General features: G+C 59.8%; 18 protein-coding genes. 7 read left to right on the top strand and 11 right to left on the bottom strand.

Translation table 11 applies throughout. The annotated features are described in order from the left end of the window. Positions 1 to 110: 110 nt before the first annotated feature. From QMK47_RS23795 to QMK47_RS23815, 5 genes are all read left to right on the top strand, one after another. Complete coding sequence (locus tag QMK47_RS23795; RefSeq protein ID WP_214512355.1) at positions 111 to 1922, top strand: penicillin-binding protein activator; 1812 nt, start codon at positions 111 to 113, stop codon at positions 1920 to 1922. Beyond that, a complete protein-coding gene (locus QMK47_RS23800; protein WP_058545587.1) occupies positions 1922 to 2284 on the top strand; it encodes a YraN family protein in 363 nt (120 codons plus the stop codon). Before QMK47_RS23795 ends, QMK47_RS23800 begins: the two co-directional genes overlap by 1 nt. A 102-nt stretch (positions 2285 to 2386) precedes the next feature. After that, complete coding sequence (locus tag QMK47_RS23805) at positions 2387 to 2980, top strand: phosphoheptose isomerase (RefSeq protein ID WP_007904374.1); 594 nt, start codon at positions 2387 to 2389, stop codon at positions 2978 to 2980. Beyond that, positions 2977 to 3555 (top strand): BON domain-containing protein, encoded by a 579-nt coding sequence (locus QMK47_RS23810; RefSeq protein ID WP_003178201.1) that lies wholly within the window; start codon positions 2977 to 2979, stop codon positions 3553 to 3555. The genes QMK47_RS23805 and QMK47_RS23810 overlap by 4 nt, the downstream gene beginning before the upstream one ends. Positions 3556 to 3756: 201 nt before the next feature. After that, on the top strand, positions 3757 to 3924 hold the full coding sequence (locus QMK47_RS23815; RefSeq protein WP_258691287.1) for a nucleoid-structuring protein H-NS: 168 nt from the start codon (positions 3757 to 3759) through the stop codon (positions 3922 to 3924). A 689-nt stretch (positions 3925 to 4613) separates the two neighbouring features. Here QMK47_RS23815 and QMK47_RS23820 read toward each other — a convergent pair. The 7 genes from QMK47_RS23820 to rplM form a co-directional block, all read right to left on the bottom strand. Beyond that, positions 4614 to 5027, bottom strand: coding sequence for a ClpXP protease specificity-enhancing factor (locus QMK47_RS23820; RefSeq protein WP_018604290.1), 414 nt, complete (start codon positions 5025 to 5027; stop codon positions 4614 to 4616). Positions 5028 to 5043: 16 nt separating this feature from the next. Beyond that, on the bottom strand, positions 5044 to 5661 hold the full coding sequence (locus QMK47_RS23825; protein WP_003178195.1) for a glutathione S-transferase N-terminal domain-containing protein: 618 nt from the start codon (positions 5659 to 5661) through the stop codon (positions 5044 to 5046). Between the two features lie 148 nt (positions 5662 to 5809). Continuing rightward, complete coding sequence (locus QMK47_RS23830; RefSeq protein ID WP_253477913.1) at positions 5810 to 6592, bottom strand: cytochrome c1; 783 nt, start codon at positions 6590 to 6592, stop codon at positions 5810 to 5812. After that, a complete protein-coding gene (locus QMK47_RS23835) occupies positions 6592 to 7803 on the bottom strand; it encodes a cytochrome b (RefSeq protein WP_003205362.1) in 1212 nt (403 codons plus the stop codon). Before QMK47_RS23835 ends, QMK47_RS23830 begins: the two co-directional genes overlap by 1 nt. Beyond that, complete coding sequence (petA, locus tag QMK47_RS23840) at positions 7803 to 8396, bottom strand: ubiquinol-cytochrome c reductase iron-sulfur subunit (RefSeq protein WP_003205363.1); 594 nt, start codon at positions 8394 to 8396, stop codon at positions 7803 to 7805. The genes QMK47_RS23835 and petA overlap by 1 nt, the downstream gene beginning before the upstream one ends. Before the next feature lie 256 nt (positions 8397 to 8652). Further along, positions 8653 to 9045 carry a 30S ribosomal protein S9 gene (gene rpsI / locus QMK47_RS23845; RefSeq protein ID WP_003205364.1) on the bottom strand — a complete coding sequence of 131 codons (393 nt, stop codon included), beginning with the start codon at positions 9043 to 9045 and terminating at the stop codon, positions 8653 to 8655. Positions 9046 to 9059: 14 nt separating this feature from the next. Beyond that, positions 9060 to 9488 carry a 50S ribosomal protein L13 gene (gene rplM, locus QMK47_RS23850; protein ID WP_003178186.1) on the bottom strand — a complete coding sequence of 143 codons (429 nt, stop codon included), beginning with the start codon at positions 9486 to 9488 and terminating at the stop codon, positions 9060 to 9062. A 245-nt stretch (positions 9489 to 9733) separates the two neighbouring features. Here rplM and QMK47_RS23855 point away from each other — a divergent pair, with 245 nt between their 5' ends. Beyond that, positions 9734 to 10774 carry an NADP(H)-dependent aldo-keto reductase gene (locus QMK47_RS23855; RefSeq protein WP_320389409.1) on the top strand — a complete coding sequence of 347 codons (1041 nt, stop codon included), beginning with the start codon at positions 9734 to 9736 and terminating at the stop codon, positions 10772 to 10774. A gap of 132 nt (positions 10775 to 10906) precedes the next feature. On the opposite strand, the gene QMK47_RS23860 is transcribed toward QMK47_RS23855, so the two are convergent. Then, positions 10907 to 12043 carry an acyl-CoA dehydrogenase family protein gene (locus tag QMK47_RS23860; protein WP_003205367.1) on the bottom strand — a complete coding sequence of 379 codons (1137 nt, stop codon included), beginning with the start codon at positions 12041 to 12043 and terminating at the stop codon, positions 10907 to 10909. Between the two features lie 244 nt (positions 12044 to 12287). On the opposite strand from QMK47_RS23860, the gene QMK47_RS23865 reads away from it, so the two are divergent. Continuing rightward, positions 12288 to 13184 carry a GlxA family transcriptional regulator gene (locus tag QMK47_RS23865; RefSeq protein WP_320390551.1) on the top strand — a complete coding sequence of 299 codons (897 nt, stop codon included), beginning with the start codon at positions 12288 to 12290 and terminating at the stop codon, positions 13182 to 13184. Between the two features lie 184 nt (positions 13185 to 13368). Here the strand turns inward: QMK47_RS23865 and zapE are convergent, their stop codons facing one another. From zapE to QMK47_RS23880, 3 genes are all read right to left on the bottom strand, one after another. Next, entirely contained in the window at positions 13369 to 14463 is a 1095-nt protein-coding gene (gene zapE / locus QMK47_RS23870; RefSeq protein WP_041476132.1) for a cell division protein ZapE, read from the bottom strand. 102 nt (positions 14464 to 14565) lie between these two features. Next, a complete protein-coding gene (locus QMK47_RS23875) occupies positions 14566 to 15921 on the bottom strand; it encodes a tryptophan--tRNA ligase (protein ID WP_214513013.1) in 1356 nt (451 codons plus the stop codon). 24 nt (positions 15922 to 15945) lie between these two features. Further along, positions 15946 to 16575: an alpha/beta hydrolase gene (locus tag QMK47_RS23880; protein WP_253478669.1), complete on the bottom strand. Its 630-nt coding sequence runs from the start codon at positions 16573 to 16575 to the stop codon at positions 15946 to 15948. Between the last annotated feature and the right edge of the window lie 55 nt (positions 16576 to 16630).

The following is a 16630-nucleotide window of genomic DNA, read 5'->3' on the forward strand; positions in this document are numbered from 1 at the left end:
CGCACTCTTTGAAATACCTAAATTGATCGATTCACACCACTAACATCGCGCCCCGGCCAGCGCTTGGGTACAATTCGACGCTAATTTGATCTCGTATCAGGAACACTTACATGATCGCTTGCCTGCGGCTGCTCTCCGCCCTCTGCCTCGCTGCCCTCCTGGCGGCCTGCGCCAGCTCGCCCTCGTCCAGCCTTGGCGAACTTCCACGCACCCCGGATGCCAGTATCGAGCAGTTGCTCGAACAGGCCACTCAAAGCAAAAATCCGGAAAAAGCCGCCCTGCTGCGCCTGAGCGCTGCCGACCTGGCCTACCGCCAGGGCAATGCCGGCCAATCCGCACAGATCCTGCAACAAGTGCCGATGGAACAACTCAAGCCCGGCCAGCAGATTTTTGCCAGCACGCTGTCGGCCGAACTGGCGATGACCCGCAACCAGCCCAAGGCGGCACTGACCGCCCTGGGCCACCCAAGCCTGCAACACCTGAGCGAAATGCCGGTGGAACAGCAGGTTCGCACCGGTACCGTCCGCGCCCGCGCCCTGGAGGCCGATGGCCAGACCCTGGCCGCCGCCAAGGAGCGCATTTTCATCGCACCCCTGCTGGAAAACGACGCTGCGGCAAAGAACCACGAAGCCATCTGGTCGTTGATCGCCTCGCTGCCCACCGACCAGTTGCAGCCAAGCTCCAACGACGACCTTGGCGGCTGGCTGAGCCTGGCCCAGGCCGTCAAGACCGCCGGCACCCTGGAACAACAGCAGGCGGCGATCGACCACTGGCGCGAACAGAACCCCAAGCACCCCGCCGCCCTGCAACTGCCGACACCCCTGGTCAAGCTCAAGGAACTGGCGAGCCAGCCGCTGAGCAAGATCGCCCTGCTGCTGCCACAAAATGGCCAGCTGGCTGCGGTTGCCAAGGCCTTGCGTGAGGGCTTCATGGCCGCGCACTACCAGGCCCAGCAGGCCGGTCAGAAGCCGCCAAGCATCCAGTTCTATGACAGCTCCAGCCTGACCTCCATGGACGAGTTCTATCGCAAGGCCCAGGCCGACGGCGTGCAGCTGGTAGTCGGACCGCTGGAAAAACCACTGGTCAAGCAGATCAGCACCCGCCCGCAACTGCCGATCACCACCCTGGCGCTGAACTACAGCGAAGGCGAACAAGGGCCACCGCAACTGTTCCAGTTCGGCCTGGCCCCCGAGGATGAAGCCCGCGAAGTCTCCCGTCGCGCCCGCGCCGACGGCCTGCATCGTGCCGCCGCCATGGTACCGAAGGGTGAATGGGGCGATCGTGTCCTGAAAGCCTTCAGCCAGGACTGGCAGGCCAATGGCGGCACCATCATCGCAATCGAACGGGTCGACCAGCCGGTGCAACTGGCCCAGCAGATCGCCGACATGTTCCAACTGCGCCAGAGCGAAGGTCGCGCCAAGAGCCTGCAAAGCACCGTTGGCACCACGGTCGCAGCCCAGCCGTCCCGTCGCCAGGACATCGAATTCATCTTCCTGGCCTCGACGCCCCAACAGGCCCAACAGATCAAGCCCACCCTGAACTTCCAGTACGCAGGTGATGTGCCGGTCTACGCGACGTCTTCAGTGTTCAGCGCCAGCGGTGACCAGAACCAGTACAACGACATGAGCGGTATCCGCTTCTGCGAGACCCCGTGGCTGCTCGACGCCAATGACCCGCTGCGCAAGCAGGTCACCGCCCAGTGGCCCCAGGCAGGCGGCAGCCTGGGCCGGTTGTACGCGATGGGTGTAGACGCCTATCGCCTGGCACCGCGCCTGGGCCAGCTCAAGACGCTGCCGGACAGCCGCATCGAAGGCCTGTCGGGCAGCCTGGCAGTGTCTCCAACCCAGCGCGTACAGCGTCAACTGCCTTGGGCCGAGTTCGTCAACGGCCAGGTGCAGCGCCTGCCGGATACCCAGCGCTGATGCCCGACCGATCACGCCAGCAAAGCGGACGGGATGCCGAGGGCCAGGCCCTCGCGCATCTCCAGCAACAAGGCCTGCGGCTGGTGGCGCAGAACTGGTTGTGTAAACGCGGCGAGCTTGATCTGGTCATGCTTGACGGCGATACAGTAGTATTCGTCGAAGTCCGCTACAGAAAAAATACTCAATGGGGTGGCGCGCTCGACAGCATTGACGAGCGCAAGCGCCAGAAGCTGGTTTTTGCCGCGCAGTATTTTCTGCAAAGCGAGCCTCGCTGGGCCGATCATCCCTGCCGCTTCGACGTGGTTGCCATCGACAGCAACGCCGCCCAATTGAACTGGCTGCAGAACGCCTTCGACAGTTGAGCGCCCATGCCGAGCCGGACACCTTCACCTAACTTTTTTGCTCTTTGCTTTGCGCGCCGCACATGTTTGTGCCGATAAGCCGCGCTACTTAAGGTCACACAGATGGACATGCAATCGCGAATTCGCCAGCTTTTTCAGGCCAGTATCGACACCAAGCAACAGGCGATGGACGTACTTGCACCGCACATCGAGCAAGCCAGCCAAGTGATGGTCAACGCCCTGCTCAACGAGGGCAAGATGCTTTCGTGCGGCAATGGCGGTTCGGCCGGCGACGCCCAGCACTTCTCCTCGGAGCTGCTCAACCGCTTCGAGCGCGAACGCCCGAGCCTGCCGGCGATCGCCCTGACCACCGACAGCTCGACGATCACCTCGATCGCCAACGACTACAGCTACAACGAAATATTCTCCAAACAGATCCGCGCCCTGGGCCAACCCGGCGATGTACTGCTGGCGATTTCCACCAGCGGCAACTCGGCCAATATTATTCAAGCGATCCAGGCCGCACATGATCGCGAAATGATTGTCGTAGCATTGACGGGTCGTGACGGCGGCGGCATGGCGTCCCTGCTATTGCCAGAAGACGTTGAGATCCGCGTACCGGCCAATGTCACCGCACGTATCCAGGAAGTCCACCTGCTGGCGATCCACTGCCTTTGCGACTTGATCGACAGCCAACTGTTCGGGAGTGAAGAATGACCCCTAATCGCCTAGGCCTTCTGGCCCTGACCCTGTGCCTCGGCATCAGCGGCTGCACATCGGTGGTTAACGCCAGCCGGGAAAAGCCGATTGAAGATGACCGCGGCACCCGCACCTTCGGCAGCAAGATCGACGACTCCCTGATTGAAACCAAGGTAGGCGTGAACATCGCCAAGGCCGACCCGGATCTGGACAACAACTCGCACATCGTCGTCACCAGCTTCAATGGCGTCGTACTGCTGGCCGGCCAGACCCCGCGCGCCGACCTCAAGGCCAAGGCCGAACAGGAAGCCAGCGCTGTGCAACGGGTCAAGACTGTGCATAACGAACTGCAGGTCCTGCAACCCTCCTCGCTGCTGGCGCGCCAGAACGACGCCTGGCTGACCACCAAGATCAAGACCCAGATGCTCACCGACGCCAGCATTCCCGGCTCGCGTATCAAGGTTGTGACTGAGAATGGCATCGTCTATTTGCTGGGGTTGTTGACCAAGAAAGAGGCTGCGCAGGCGACCAACCTGGTGCAGGGTGTGTCTGGGGTGCAGAAAATCGTCAAGTTGTTTGAGTATATTGACTGATACTGAACTTCAGCTGCTCAAGAAAAACGGCGCTTCTTCCGAGATGGAAAGCGCCGTTTTTTTTGGAGGGCTCGGCGTGTATATCCATTGCTGCGGTAACGGCGGCTTAGGGTTCCGCTCTTACAGCGGGTCACTTTCGAAAAGCGCAAAAGTAAGCAAAACGCTCCTGCCCCACCACTCGGTGCCTCGCCTAGGCTCGGCATGCCTGAACGAAGGCATTGCTCCGTGGGCCGCCGCGAAGGGCCATCCATGGCCCAGCGCGGCTATCCCGGCATCCATGCCGGGTTACCCACTCCACAACACCTCCGTTCAGCCAGCGTGGTTAACGGGGCGCCCGAGATCAACGGCCACCGCGAGGCGGCCTGGTAGCCGACCTGGTTCTGGGTGATCGCGTTTCTCCTGTGGGAGCGAGCTTGCTCGCGATGGCGGTGGTTCAGTCACATGGATGCTGGGGCTGCTGGCCCCTTCGCGAGCAAGCTCGCTCCCACAGAGGGGCGGTGCTGGGCATAAGTTTTGTGCCCACTGAAGATCGAAAATGTGGGAGCGAGCCTGCTCGCGATGGCGGTGGTTCAGTCAGTATTAATGCTGCCTGACAGACCGCTATCGCGAGCAAGCTTTGCTCCCACAGATCTAACGGATGTACGACCGGGAGAGTCAGGTCGGCTGTTAGGCCGCCTCGCGGTGGACGTTGATCTCGGCGCCCCGTTAACCACGCTGGCCGAACGCAGGCATTGTGGAGTGGGCATCCCGGCATGGATGCCGAGATAGCCGCGCTGGGCCATGGATGGCCCTTCGCGGCGGGCCCACGGAGCAATGCCGGAGTGAGGGCATGCCGAGCCTAGGCGAGGCACCAAGTGGTGGGGCAAAAAGCGCTTTGGTTACTTTCGCGCTTTTCGAAAGTGACCCGCCGTCAGGGCGGAACCCAAAGCGGCCGTTACCGCAGCAACGGATATACACACCAACCATGACACAAAAAAAATGCCCACATCTCACGACACGGGCATTTTCTTAACCAAGTCACCAAGCTTTCAAACAGCCTGTATCTGGCACAGATCTACCTACTTCACCACTTTCAGACTAGGCCGACCGCTAGGACGCGGCGGCTCGTCATCCGGTGGCGGCAAGTCATCATCCGGCTCGAACTCTTCTTCGCCATCAATCGGCGCTTCCAGCTCAAACACCATGCCCTGGCCATTCTCCCGAGCATAAATCCCCAGGATCGCAGCAATAGGCACGTACAAAGTGTGCGGCACGCCACCGAAGCGCCCTTCGAAGCTGACGGCGTCGTTATCCATGTGCAGGTGACGCACTGCGGCTGGCGACACGTTCAAGACAATTTGCCCGTCATTGGCAAAACCCTGCGGCACCTGCACCGACGGAAACTCGGCGTTGACCAGCATGTGCGGGGTGCAATCGTTGTCCACAATCCACTCGTAGAGCGCGCGGACCAGATAAGGTCGACTGGAGTTCATAGCGGCTCCCTAAGCCTTAGCGCATGTCACGTTCGACGCCAGACAGACTCGCCTGGAAAGCCTCACGCGCGAATTGGCGCTCCATATAATCAAGCAGCGGCTTGGCCGGCCGCGGCAGTTCGATACCCAGAATCGGCAAACGCCAGAGTATGGGCAATAGGCAGCAATCCACCAGACTTTGTTCCTCACTGAGGAAAAACGGCTTATCGACGAACAGTGGCGATACGCCTGTCAGGCTTTCACGCAATTCCTTGCGTGCCACGACCCGCGCCGGCTCCTTGGTCCGAGAATCCAGGATCAGATCCACCAACCCGCACCAGTCACGCTGGATGCGATGGATCAGCAAACGGCTGTTGGCACGCGCGACAGGGTACACCGGCAGTAAAGGTGGATGCGGATAACGCTCATCCAGATATTCCATCACCACGGTCGACTCCCACAACGCCAGGTCACGATCGACCAGTGTGGGCAGGCTACCGTAAGGGTTCACCTCGATCAGCTTCGGCGGCTGACGGCCCGCTTCGACGTAAATGATCTCGGCGCTGACACCCTTCTCTGCCAGTACGATGCGTACCCGGTGGGAATAGTGGTCGGCGGGGTCGGAGTAACAGGCCAACCGATTGGTCACGCCCATGGCGATCCTCCTCGCTTGTTGAAATTATCGAAAAACGGAAAAACGAGCGCGCCCAGAGGGCGTCTCCCGTAACACCTGGCTGGCCAGGCTCGTTACATTAGAGACGCCCTTGGGCGCGCACGATTAACAGCAACGGCTTACAGCTTTATCAATGCACGTCTTTCCAGTATTCACGCTTGAGCAGGTAAGCGAATACGAAGAAGAACGCCAGGTACAGCAATACATAGGTACCGATGCGCTGATGCTCCAGCTTCACCGGGTTGGCCGAGTAGGCCAGGAAGGTCACAAGGTTCTTGACCTTCTCGTCGAACTGCTCCGGCGTCAGGCTGCCGGTGTTCGGCAATACAGTCAGCTGGTCGCAGGCTTCATGAGTCAAAGCGGTGCCGGTCAGCGGATCGAATTGCTTTTTGCCGCCCTCAACGATCTGAATCTGTTTGCAGCCTACCACCTGGCGCCCCTGGAGGCCGACCAGTACGTTAGGCATGCCGACGTTCGGGAAGACCTTGTTGTTCACGCCCCATGGACGTGCAGGATCTTCGTAGAACGAACGCAGGTAACCATAAAGCCAGTCAGTCCCACGCACACGAGCAACCAGGGTCAGATCCGGCGGCGCGGCGCCGAACCAGGTCTTGGCATCCGCAGGTTGCATGCCGACGGTCATGTGATCGCCCAGCTTGGCACCGGTGAACACCAGCTTCTCGAGCATCGTTTCATGAGGAATGCCCAGGTCATCGGCAACACGCTCGTAGCGCTGGAACTTGGCACTGTGGCAACCCATGCAGTAGTTCGCAAACGTACGTGCGCCGTCCTGCATGGCAGCTTTGTCGGAAACGTCGATGTCGACTTTTTCCAGCTCCGGACCACCGTGTTCAGCCGCGAAGGACAGTACAGGCATAGCAGCAAGAATCAGTACAGCAAATAGCTTTTTCATCAGCCAGTCACCCTTTCCGGAACCGGTTTGGTCTTCTCGAGCCTGGTGTAGAACGGCATCAGAATGAAGTAGGCAAAGTACAGGAAGGTGCAAACCTGCGACAGCAACGTACGCTCCGGTGTCGGGGCCAGTACGCCCAGCACGCCCAGGATCACGAACGAGATGCAGAACACCACGAGCCAGATCTTGCTCAGCCAGCCTTTGTAGCGCATCGACTTGACGGGGCTGCGGTCCAGCCACGGCAGGACGAACAGCACTGCGATGGCCGCGCCCATGGCGATAACGCCCATCAGCTTGTCCGGGATCGCCCGCAAAATCGCGTAGAACGGTGTGAAGTACCAGACCGGAGCAATGTGCTCAGGGGTCTTGAACGCGTTCGCCTGCTCGAAGTTCGGCTTCTCTAGGAAGTAACCACCCATTTCCGGGAAGAAGAACACGATGGAGCAGAAGATGAACAGGAAGACCACCACGCCGACGATATCTTTCACGGTGTAGTACGGGTGGAAGGCGATGCCATCCAGCGGTACGCCGTTCTCGTCCTTGTGCTTCTTGATGTCCACGCCATCCGGGTTGTTCGAGCCGACTTCGTGCAAGGCCAGGATGTGCAACACCACCAGGCCGAGGATCACGATCGGCAGGGCGACCACGTGCAGGGCGAAGAAGCGGTTCAGGGTAATGCCCGAGATCAGGTAGTCACCACGAATCCACTGGGTCAGGTCGTCACCGATGACCGGGATCGCACCGAACAGCGAGATGATCACCTGGGCACCCCAGTAGGACATCTGGCCCCACGGCAGCAGGTAGCCCATGAAGGCCTCGGCCATCAGCGCCAGGTAGATCAGCATGCCGAAGACCCACACCAGCTCACGAGGCTTCTGGTACGAACCGTAGAGCAGGCCACGGAACATGTGCAGGTAGACCACGATGAAGAACGCCGAAGCGCCGGTGGAGTGCAGCAGACGCAGGATCGAGCCGTACTCGACGTCGCGCATGATGTATTCGACGGAAGCAAACGCTTCTTCCGCCGACGGGGTGTAGCTCATGGTCAGCCAGACGCCGGTAACGATCTGGTTGACCAGAACGAGCAGCGCCAGGGAGCCAAAGAAGTAGAAGAAGTTGAAGTTCTTCGGAGCGTAATACTTGCTGAGATGGTCTTCCCACATTTTGGTCGCGGGAAAGCGCGCATCAACCCAATCCATGAATTTGCTCATCACGCTTTCTCCGTATCGACGCCGATGACAATGATGTCGTCGGTCTCATAGGAATGCGGGGGAACTGGCAGGTTCAGAGGTGCAGGCTGCGACTTGTAGACGCGACCAGCCAGGTCGTAGTGGGAGCCGTGGCAAGGGCAGAAATAACCACCGACCCAGTCCTTGCCCAGATCGGCAGGGGCCACTTCAGGACGGAACGTTGGCGAGCAACCCAGGTGCGTACAGATCCCGATCAGCAGCAAAACCTCTGGCTTGATCGAACGCGTTTCAGGATTGACGTATTCCGGTTGGACCGAGTTCTTGGAGGACGGGTCGGACAACTGACCCTCGATCTTTTTCAGATTCCCCAGGATTTCCTCTGTACGGCGGACGATGAACACCGGCTGGCCGCGCCACTCAGCAATCATCTGCTGGCCTGGCTCGATCTTGCTGACATTCACTTTCACCGGTGCACCTGCGGCTTTCGCCTTGGCACTGGGAAACCATGACCCCACGAACGGGACCGCAGCCCCCACCGCTCCTGCAGCACCCACCACGGATGTGGCTGCTACCAGGAAGCGACGCCGGCCTGCATTCACGCCGTCATTGCTCATTCAGTCCTCTCCCATCAGCTTTGTGGCCTGTTAGATCAGGCGTCTACTAAGTAAAAATCTGAACTTATAAAAATTTTGCCGAATGGTAATGAAAAGCCCCAATTCTGACAAGGTAATTACCAAGCGGCCAAACCGCCAAGCCTTGTAGTATAGGGGCTCTACGAATGTGGCAAGTTGTCACAGAGCAATTCTTTTGCCCATAAAAAAACGCCCAGCTCCGTGAGGAACTGGGCGCCTTTTGAAAGCGGAAGCGAAATTAACGCTTCGAGTACTGCGGACGCTTACGCGCTTTACGCAGACCGACTTTCTTACGTTCAACTTCGCGAGCATCGCGAGTTACGAAGCCGGCTTTGCGCAGAGCACCACGCAGAGTCTCGTCGTAATCCATCAGGGCGCGAGTGATACCGTGGCGGATTGCGCCAGCTTGACCACTTACACCACCACCGATAACGGTGACGTAGATGTCGAATTTTTCGACGGTCTCGGTCAGTTCCAGCGGCTGACGAACTACCATGCGGGCAGTTTCGCGGCCGAAGAAGTTATCCAGGGAGCGGTTGTTGATGGAGATGTTACCAGTGCCCGGACGCAGGAAAACGCGTGCGGTTGCAGTCTTGCGACGGCCAGTGCCGTAATTTTGAGTCGCCGACATAATGAACTATTCCGTTAAAACTTCAGTTCTTGGGGCTGCTGAGCAGTATGAGGGTGAGCAGCGCCCGCATAAACCTTCAGCTTACGATACATGTCGCGACCCAGTGGGTTTTTAGGCAGCATGCCTTTAACCGCGGTCTCGAGCACGCGCTCAGGGGCTTTGGCGATCAGCTTTTCGAAGTTGATCGACTTGATGCCGCCAGGAAAACCGGAGTGGGAGTAGTACATTTTGTCAGTGGTTTTAGCGCCAGTAACACGTACTTGCTCAGCGTTGATCACGACGATGTAGTCACCGGTGTCAACGTGAGGGGTGTACTCAGGCTTGTGCTTGCCACGCAGACGGCTCGCGATTTCGGTGGCCAGACGACCCAGGGTCTGACCAGCAGCGTCGACGACAAACCAGTCGCGCTTTACTGTTTCCGGTTTAGCAGTAAAAGTTTTCATTCTTTATAGCCTCAGGGGCCGCCCTGTAAATTAGACGGCGGATCTTACTGAATAGTGCGTACTTTGACAAGTCAAAGGCAGCCGGATACAGACGCTTTCGGGGGCTCGGGTCGGCGCGTCCGTTCAACGGCAAGATTCTTCGGCGGCGGCGCATCACTTCCACTGCAGAAAGAGGTGCGCAATTATGCAGATTGCGAAAAATATTTCAACCTGCTTTTATGATTGTTTTGCCCAAGGAGCTCCCGATGGACTATCGCCCGCTAGGCCGTACCGATCTGAACGTGAGTGCCCTGTGCCTCGGAACCATGACCTGGGGTGAGCAGAACAGCGAGGCCGAGGCCTTCGCCCAGATCGAACGCGCCAAGGCTGCCGGCATCAATTTCATCGACACCGCCGAGATGTACCCGGTGCCACCCAAGGCCGAAACCTACGCCACCACCGAGCGTTACATCGGCAATTATTTCAAGAGTCGCGGCGATCGTGCCGACTGGATCCTGGCGAGCAAGATCGCCGGCCCCGGCAACACCATCGACTACATCCGCGACAAGAACCTCAAGCACAACCGCCGCCACATCGTCGAAGCCGTGGACGCCAGCCTCAAGCGCCTGCAGACCGACTGGATCGATCTCTACCAGCTGCATTGGCCCGAGCGCAGCACCAACTTCTTTGGTCAACTGGGCTACCAGCACAAGGCCGACGAAACGTTCACCCCGCTGGAGGAAACCCTCGAAGCCCTGGACGAACAGGTTCGCGCCGGCAAGATCCGCCACATCGGCCTGTCCAACGAAACGCCGTGGGGCACCATGAAGTTCCTTGCCCTGGCCGAGGCCCGTGGCTGGCCGCGGGCGGTGTCGATCCAGAACCCGTACAACCTGCTCAACCGCAGCTTCGAGATCGGCCTGTCGGAAATCGCCATTCGCGAGCAATGCGGCCTGCTGGCTTACTCGCCACTGGCGTTCGGCTTTCTGTCGGGCAAATACGAAAACGGCGCACGGCCAGCCAAGGGCCGCCTGACGCTGTACAGCCGCTTCATGCGTTACTTCAACCCGCAATCGGAAGCGGCGTGCAGCCGTTATGTCGCCCTGGCCCGCGAATATGGCCTGGACCCGGCGCAGATGGCCCTGGCGTTCGTCACCCGGCAGCCGTTCGTGACCAGCAACATCATTGGCGCCACCACGCTGGAGCAACTGGACAGCAACATCGCCAGCCTCGACCTGAAACTGTCGGATGAAGTGCTGGCGGGGATCGAGGCGATTCACAAGGATCAGCCGAACCCGGCGCCTTGATTGATTCATAGCCCCCATCGCGAGCAAGCTCGCTCCCACAGGGGTTCGATGCTGATCACAAAATAGCGATCAAACACGAATCCATGTGGGAGCGAGCTTGCTCGCGATAGCGGACCCAAGCTCACCACTGCATCAAAGCGACCGCGCAATGATCTCCTTCATGATCTCATTGGTCCCGGCATAGATCCGCTGCACCCGCGCATCCGCCCACGCCCGGGCAATCGGGTATTCCCACATGAAGCCGTAGCCGCCATGCAACTGCACGCATTCGTCGAGCACCTTGCATTGCAGGTCGGTGCCCCAGTACTTGGCCATCGCCGCCGTCGGCACGTCCAGCTTCCCTTGCAGGTGCAATTCCAGGCAGCGGTCGACGAAGACCCGGCCGATCTGGATTTCGGTGGCCATTTCCGCGAGCTTGAAACGGGTGTTCTGGAAGTCCGCGATGGATTTGCCGAACGCCTTGCGCTCGCGGGTGTAGTCCAGGGTCCATTGCAGCGCCGCTTCGGCCGACGCCAGGCCGCCTATGGCGACGGTCAGGCGCTCCTGGGGTAGCTCCTGCATCAAGTAGGCGAAGCCCATGCCGGCCTGCCCGAGCAGGTTCTCCTTTGGCACACGGACATCCTGGAAGAACAATTCCGATGTGTCCTGGGCCTTCATGCCGACTTTTTCCAGGCGCTTGCCCTTTTCAAAGCCCGGTGTACCCGCCTCCACCAGGAACAGGCTGGTGCCCTTGGCGCCGGCCTTCGGATCGGTCTTGGCGACCACGATCACCAGGTCTGCCAGGAAGCCGTTGGTGATGAAGGTCTTCGAGCCATTGATGACATATTCATCACCGTCCAGCACCGCCGTGGTCTTCACCCCTTGCAGGTCGGAACCGGCGCCCGGCTCGGTCATGGCGATGGCCGTAACCATTTCGCCAGACACCAGCTTCGGCAGGTACTTGTGTTTCAGCGCTTCGCTGCCGTAATGCAGGATGTACGGTGCGACGATGTCGGAATGCAACGAAAACCCGATCCCCGTCAGCCCCAGGCGGCCGATCTCCTCGATCACCACCGTACTGTAGAGAAAATCTGCGTCCAGCCCCCCATAGGCTTCCGGGAGGTGCGAGCACAACATGCCCGCCTCCCCTGCCTTGTTCCAGAGCTGGCGATCGACATGTCCCTGTTTTTCCCACTGGCTGTGGTACGGCACCGCTTCTTTTTCAAGGAAGGTTCGTACGCTGTCGCGAAACAATTCGTGCTCGGGACTGAACAGTGTTCTTGGGATCATGGCGCACCTTTGGTTATTGTCGGGTGTGGTTATCCGACAGAGCCTAAGCCTGCGGGGTACGACAGGACACTGGACACATCCGACAAAAAATAAGACGATCCAGCCGTCTGATGACCACTTTCCCCTATAAAAATAAAGATGAATTATGTCTATGCACGCCTCCACGCCCTTGCGGCGCGTCAGCATCCTGGCAATCGACCGGGTCTTCGCCTCCACCCTCATGCAAGCCAAGGATTTTTTCCACCTGGCCAGCCTGCGCTATGGCAAGCAACTGGGCCACGGCCTGACGCCGGCCTTTGAAACCCGGCTGGTCAGCCCCGATGGCAAACCGGTGAACAGCTTCAGCGATGTGATCATGCCGGTGGATGGTGGCCTGGAAAACACCGATATCATCATCCTGCCGGCCTTCTGGGATGATTTCGCCACCCTCTGCCAACGTTATCCCCAGGTCCTGCCTTGGCTGCGCGAACAACACGCGCGCGGCGCGGTACTCTGCGGCGAAGCCACCGGGGTGTTCTGGCTGGCTGAGGCCGGGCTGCTCGACGGCAAGGAAGCCACCACCTACTGGCGTTTCTTCAATGCCTTCAAGGAACGTTTCCCCCAGGTATACCTGAACCAGGACAAGCACCTGACCGACGCCGACAACCTGTTCTGCGCCGGCGGCACGACCTCAGCCTGCGACCTCTACATTTACCTCATTGAACGCTTCTGTGGCGCCAACGTCGCCCAGGCCGTGGCGCGGGACATCTTGTATGAGGTGCAACGCAGCTATTCACCAGGGCGGATCGGCTTCGGCGGGCAGAAACTGCACCAGGACGTGATCATCCTGCAGATCCAGCACTGGCTCGAAGAGCACTTCGCCGATAAATTCCGCTTCGAGGACGTTGCCCGGGAACATGGCATGAGCATCCGCAATTTCATGCGCCGCTTCCAGACCGCCACGGGCGACAAACCGCTGCATTACCTGCAACGGCTGCGGATCGAAACCGCCAAGGGCCTGCTCTCCGGCAGCCGCAAGAGCATCAAGACCATCAGCTATGAAGTCGGCTACGACGACGCGAGCTTTTTCGCCCGGCTGTTCCGGCAACATACCGACCTGTCGCCGAACCAGTATCGGCAGCAGTTTCAGCAGGCGGCGTAGCCCTAGGCTGAATACAAATCCAATGTGGGAGCGAGCTTGCTCGCGATGGCGGTGGCTCAGCAGCACTGATGTTGAGTGACACGACGCCATCGCGAGCAAGCTCGCTCCCACAGGGTCGGGTGGGGAATCTGTACATACAAAAAAGGCCCGCAATCGCAGGCCTTTTTTGGTGTTGCGAATATCCCTACGGCTTATGCGCCCGCGCCAGGAATTCGTGGGACTGCATCTCCAGCAAGCGACTCAAGGTCCGCTGGAATTCGAAGGTCAAGCGACCGCCGGTGTAGAGGTCCTTGAGTTCGACTTCGGCCGAAATGATCAGCTTCACGTTACGGTCGTAGAACTCGTCGACCATGTTGATGAAACGACGGGCGATGTCGTCGGTGGTGACGCTCATCTGCTCGACATTGCTCAGCAGCACGGCGTGGAAGATCTTGCCCAGTTCGATGTAGTCGTTCTGGCTGCGGGGGCCGTCGCACAGTTCGCGGAAGTCGAACCAGGCCACGTCATCGCACGTACGCACGGCGCGGATTTCGCGATTTTCGATGACCAACACATCATTTTCCACGGCCTGGGTGCATTCCGGCGTCAGGGCGCGGAAGCTCTTGCGCAGGCTCTCCTGGGCAGCGGCATCCAATGGAAAGTGGAACAGCTCCGCTTGTTCGAGGTGACGCAGGCGGTAGTCGACGCCGCTGTCGACGTTGACGATTTCAGTGTGTTCCTTGATCAGCGCGATGGCCGGCAGGAAACGTGCCCGCTGCAGGCCGTCCTTGTACAGGCCGTCCGGCACGATGTTCGAGGTGGCGACCAGGGTCACGCCGTTCTTGAACAGCTCTTCCATCAAGGTGCCGAGGATCATGGCGTCGGTGATGTCGGAAACGAAGAACTCATCGAAGCAGATCACCCGGGTCTCGTCGGAAAAACGCTTGGCGATGATGGTCAGCGGGTTCTTCTCGCCGCCCAGGGTCTTCATTTCCTCGTGCACGCGCTTCATGAAGCGGTGAAAGTGCGTCCGTGTCTTCTCCTTGAACGGCAACGCTTCGAAGAAGGTGTCCACCAGGTAGGTCTTGCCACGGCCCACGCCACCCCAGAAATACAGGCCCTTGACCGGAGCCTGGTCTTTTTTGCCGAACAGTTTGCCCAACAGGCCGGGCTTGTTGTTCGCTGCCGCGACCAGGTCGTCGTACAGGCGCTGCAAATGCCGCACCGCCGTTTCCTGGGCTGCGTCGTGGAAGAACTCCGGGCGTTTCAGATCAGCTTGATATCGTTCTAGGGGCGTCATATTCGTTAGCAAGGCAACAAAAACGGGCCGTCACTGTAGCGACGGCCCAGAGGAATGGCAATCGGCCCTTATTCGGGCCGATGGTCGGGTGACGTGCCGGGATCAGTCCTGGGCAGGCGTCAAGGCAACGCGCAGCGCATCGACGGCGGCATCCCGCGCGGCGCTGTCAGCAAAGGCCGGGCTATTCGCCACGCACTCGCCGTCGAGCCAGACACTGAAACCCAGGTCGTCGCTGCGTACGTCCAAGGGCTGGCCGGACTGCAATTGCTTTGTCACCTGCCCGGCGGTCTTGCCGTCGGCAAAATTGTTCGACAGCAACAGCTGCTCGCCGTCGGCGGACAGCAGGCGGAAACGGAAACTGCCGTCGTCTTCGCGGAAACTGACGAAGCGTGCTGCCTTGGCGGCTTTCTTCTTGGTGCTGGCGGCCACCTGGACCTGGCTGACAAACGAACGCAAGCCAACGGCCTCGCGCAGTTCGTTGAGGAACGGCGTTGCCACGGCCCGGGCTTTTTTCGCGCCCAGTTGCAGGATGTCTTCAAGGTCCGCCGGACGCTCGATGAACTGGTGATAACGCTCGCGCGCTTCACCCAGCTCGCTGTCGAGCAACTGGAACAGGCGGTTCTTGGCTTCGCCCCAACCCAGCCCGTGCAGCAGTTCGCTGCGGAACTCGGCGGACTGTTCGGCAGTGGCGAAGGCCTGGAACAGGGTGAACAGATGCGAATTGTCCGGATCCTTGGCTTCGCCCGGGGCGCGGGAGTCGGTGACGATCCGCGAGATTGCGTCCTTCATGTCCTTGGCGCTGCTGAACAACGGGATGGTGTTGTCGTAGCTCTTGGACATCTTGCGGCCATCGAGGCCCGGCAGCGTGGCGACGCTTTCCTCGATCAGCGCCTCGGGCATGGTGAAGAACTCCTTGCCCTGGCCGAACAGGTGGTTGAAGCGCTGGCCGATGTCGCGGGCCATCTCCACGTGCTGGATCTGGTCGCGACCGACCGGCACCTTGTGGGCGTTGAACATCAGGATGTCAGCGGCCATCAACACCGGGTAGCTGTACAGCCCCATGGTGATGCCGGCGTCCGGGTCTTCGCCGGCCTCGACGTTCTTGTCCACCGACGCCTTGTAGGCGTGGGCACGGTTGAGCAGGCCCTTGGCGGCGACGCAGGTCAGCAGCCAGGTCAGCTCCGGGATCTCGGGAATATCGGACTGGCGATAGAACGTCACGCGGTCCACATCCAGGCCGCCGGCCAGCCATGTAGCGGCGATTTCCAGGCGCGAACGCTGGATACGCAGCGGGTCATCGCACTTGATCAGGGCGTGGTAGTCGGCCAGGAAGTAGAACGAATCGGCGTTGCTGTCGCGGCTGGCGAGGATCGCCGGACGGATGGCGCCGGCATAGTTGCCCAGGTGCGGAGTGCCGGTGGTGGTGATGCCGGTCAGGATACGGGTACGCGTCGTCATGGGTTATCGCTTGTCAGACTGCTGTCAATTCGAGAGGCGCGGCAGGATCAGATCCTTGAGATCGGTCAGCTTGCCATGAAAAAAGTGTCCGCATTCTGCCACTTTCAGCAGCTCATGGGGACGTTGGAGCGTGTCAGACCATTCGTAAACCAGCTGCGGATCGACGACTTCGTCGGTTTCCGGCTGGATCACGCTCAACTGGCCGCTCATCGGCAAGGTCGACTGCTCGTCCAGGCGCATCACCGCCGGGGCCACCATGAACAAGTGCTTGACCGGCTGACCCTGGGCTTCCAGGCGCCCGCCCAGGCTGGCGGCGACAAAGCCGCCGAAGGAAAAACCGAACAGGGTCAGGGGTAACTGCGGGTATTTTTCCCGCAGCCATTGGGCGACAGCCTGGGCGTCGTCCACTTCGCCGGTGCCCATGTCATGAGTACCGGCACTGGCACCCACGCCACGATAATTGAAACGCAACGTAACCAGGCCAGCATCGCGGGCAGTGCGTTGCAGGGTCGAGACCACTTTGTTGAGCATGGTCCCGCCCTGCACCGGGTTCGGGTGGCAGATCAGCGCCAGGCCACGGGGAGCCTCGCTGTCCAGGTACAAGGCTTCCAGTTGGCCCACCGGGCCATCGATGACTACAGGGGTTTCGCGCATAAGCAAGGGAAAGAACTCCGTGACCTCGAATTGGGTCGACTCGTCTAGCTAAAGT

This window comes from Pseudomonas sp. P9_35, from assembly GCF_034008205.1.
Lineage (GTDB): Bacteria > Pseudomonadota > Gammaproteobacteria > Pseudomonadales > Pseudomonadaceae > Aquipseudomonas > Aquipseudomonas kilonensis.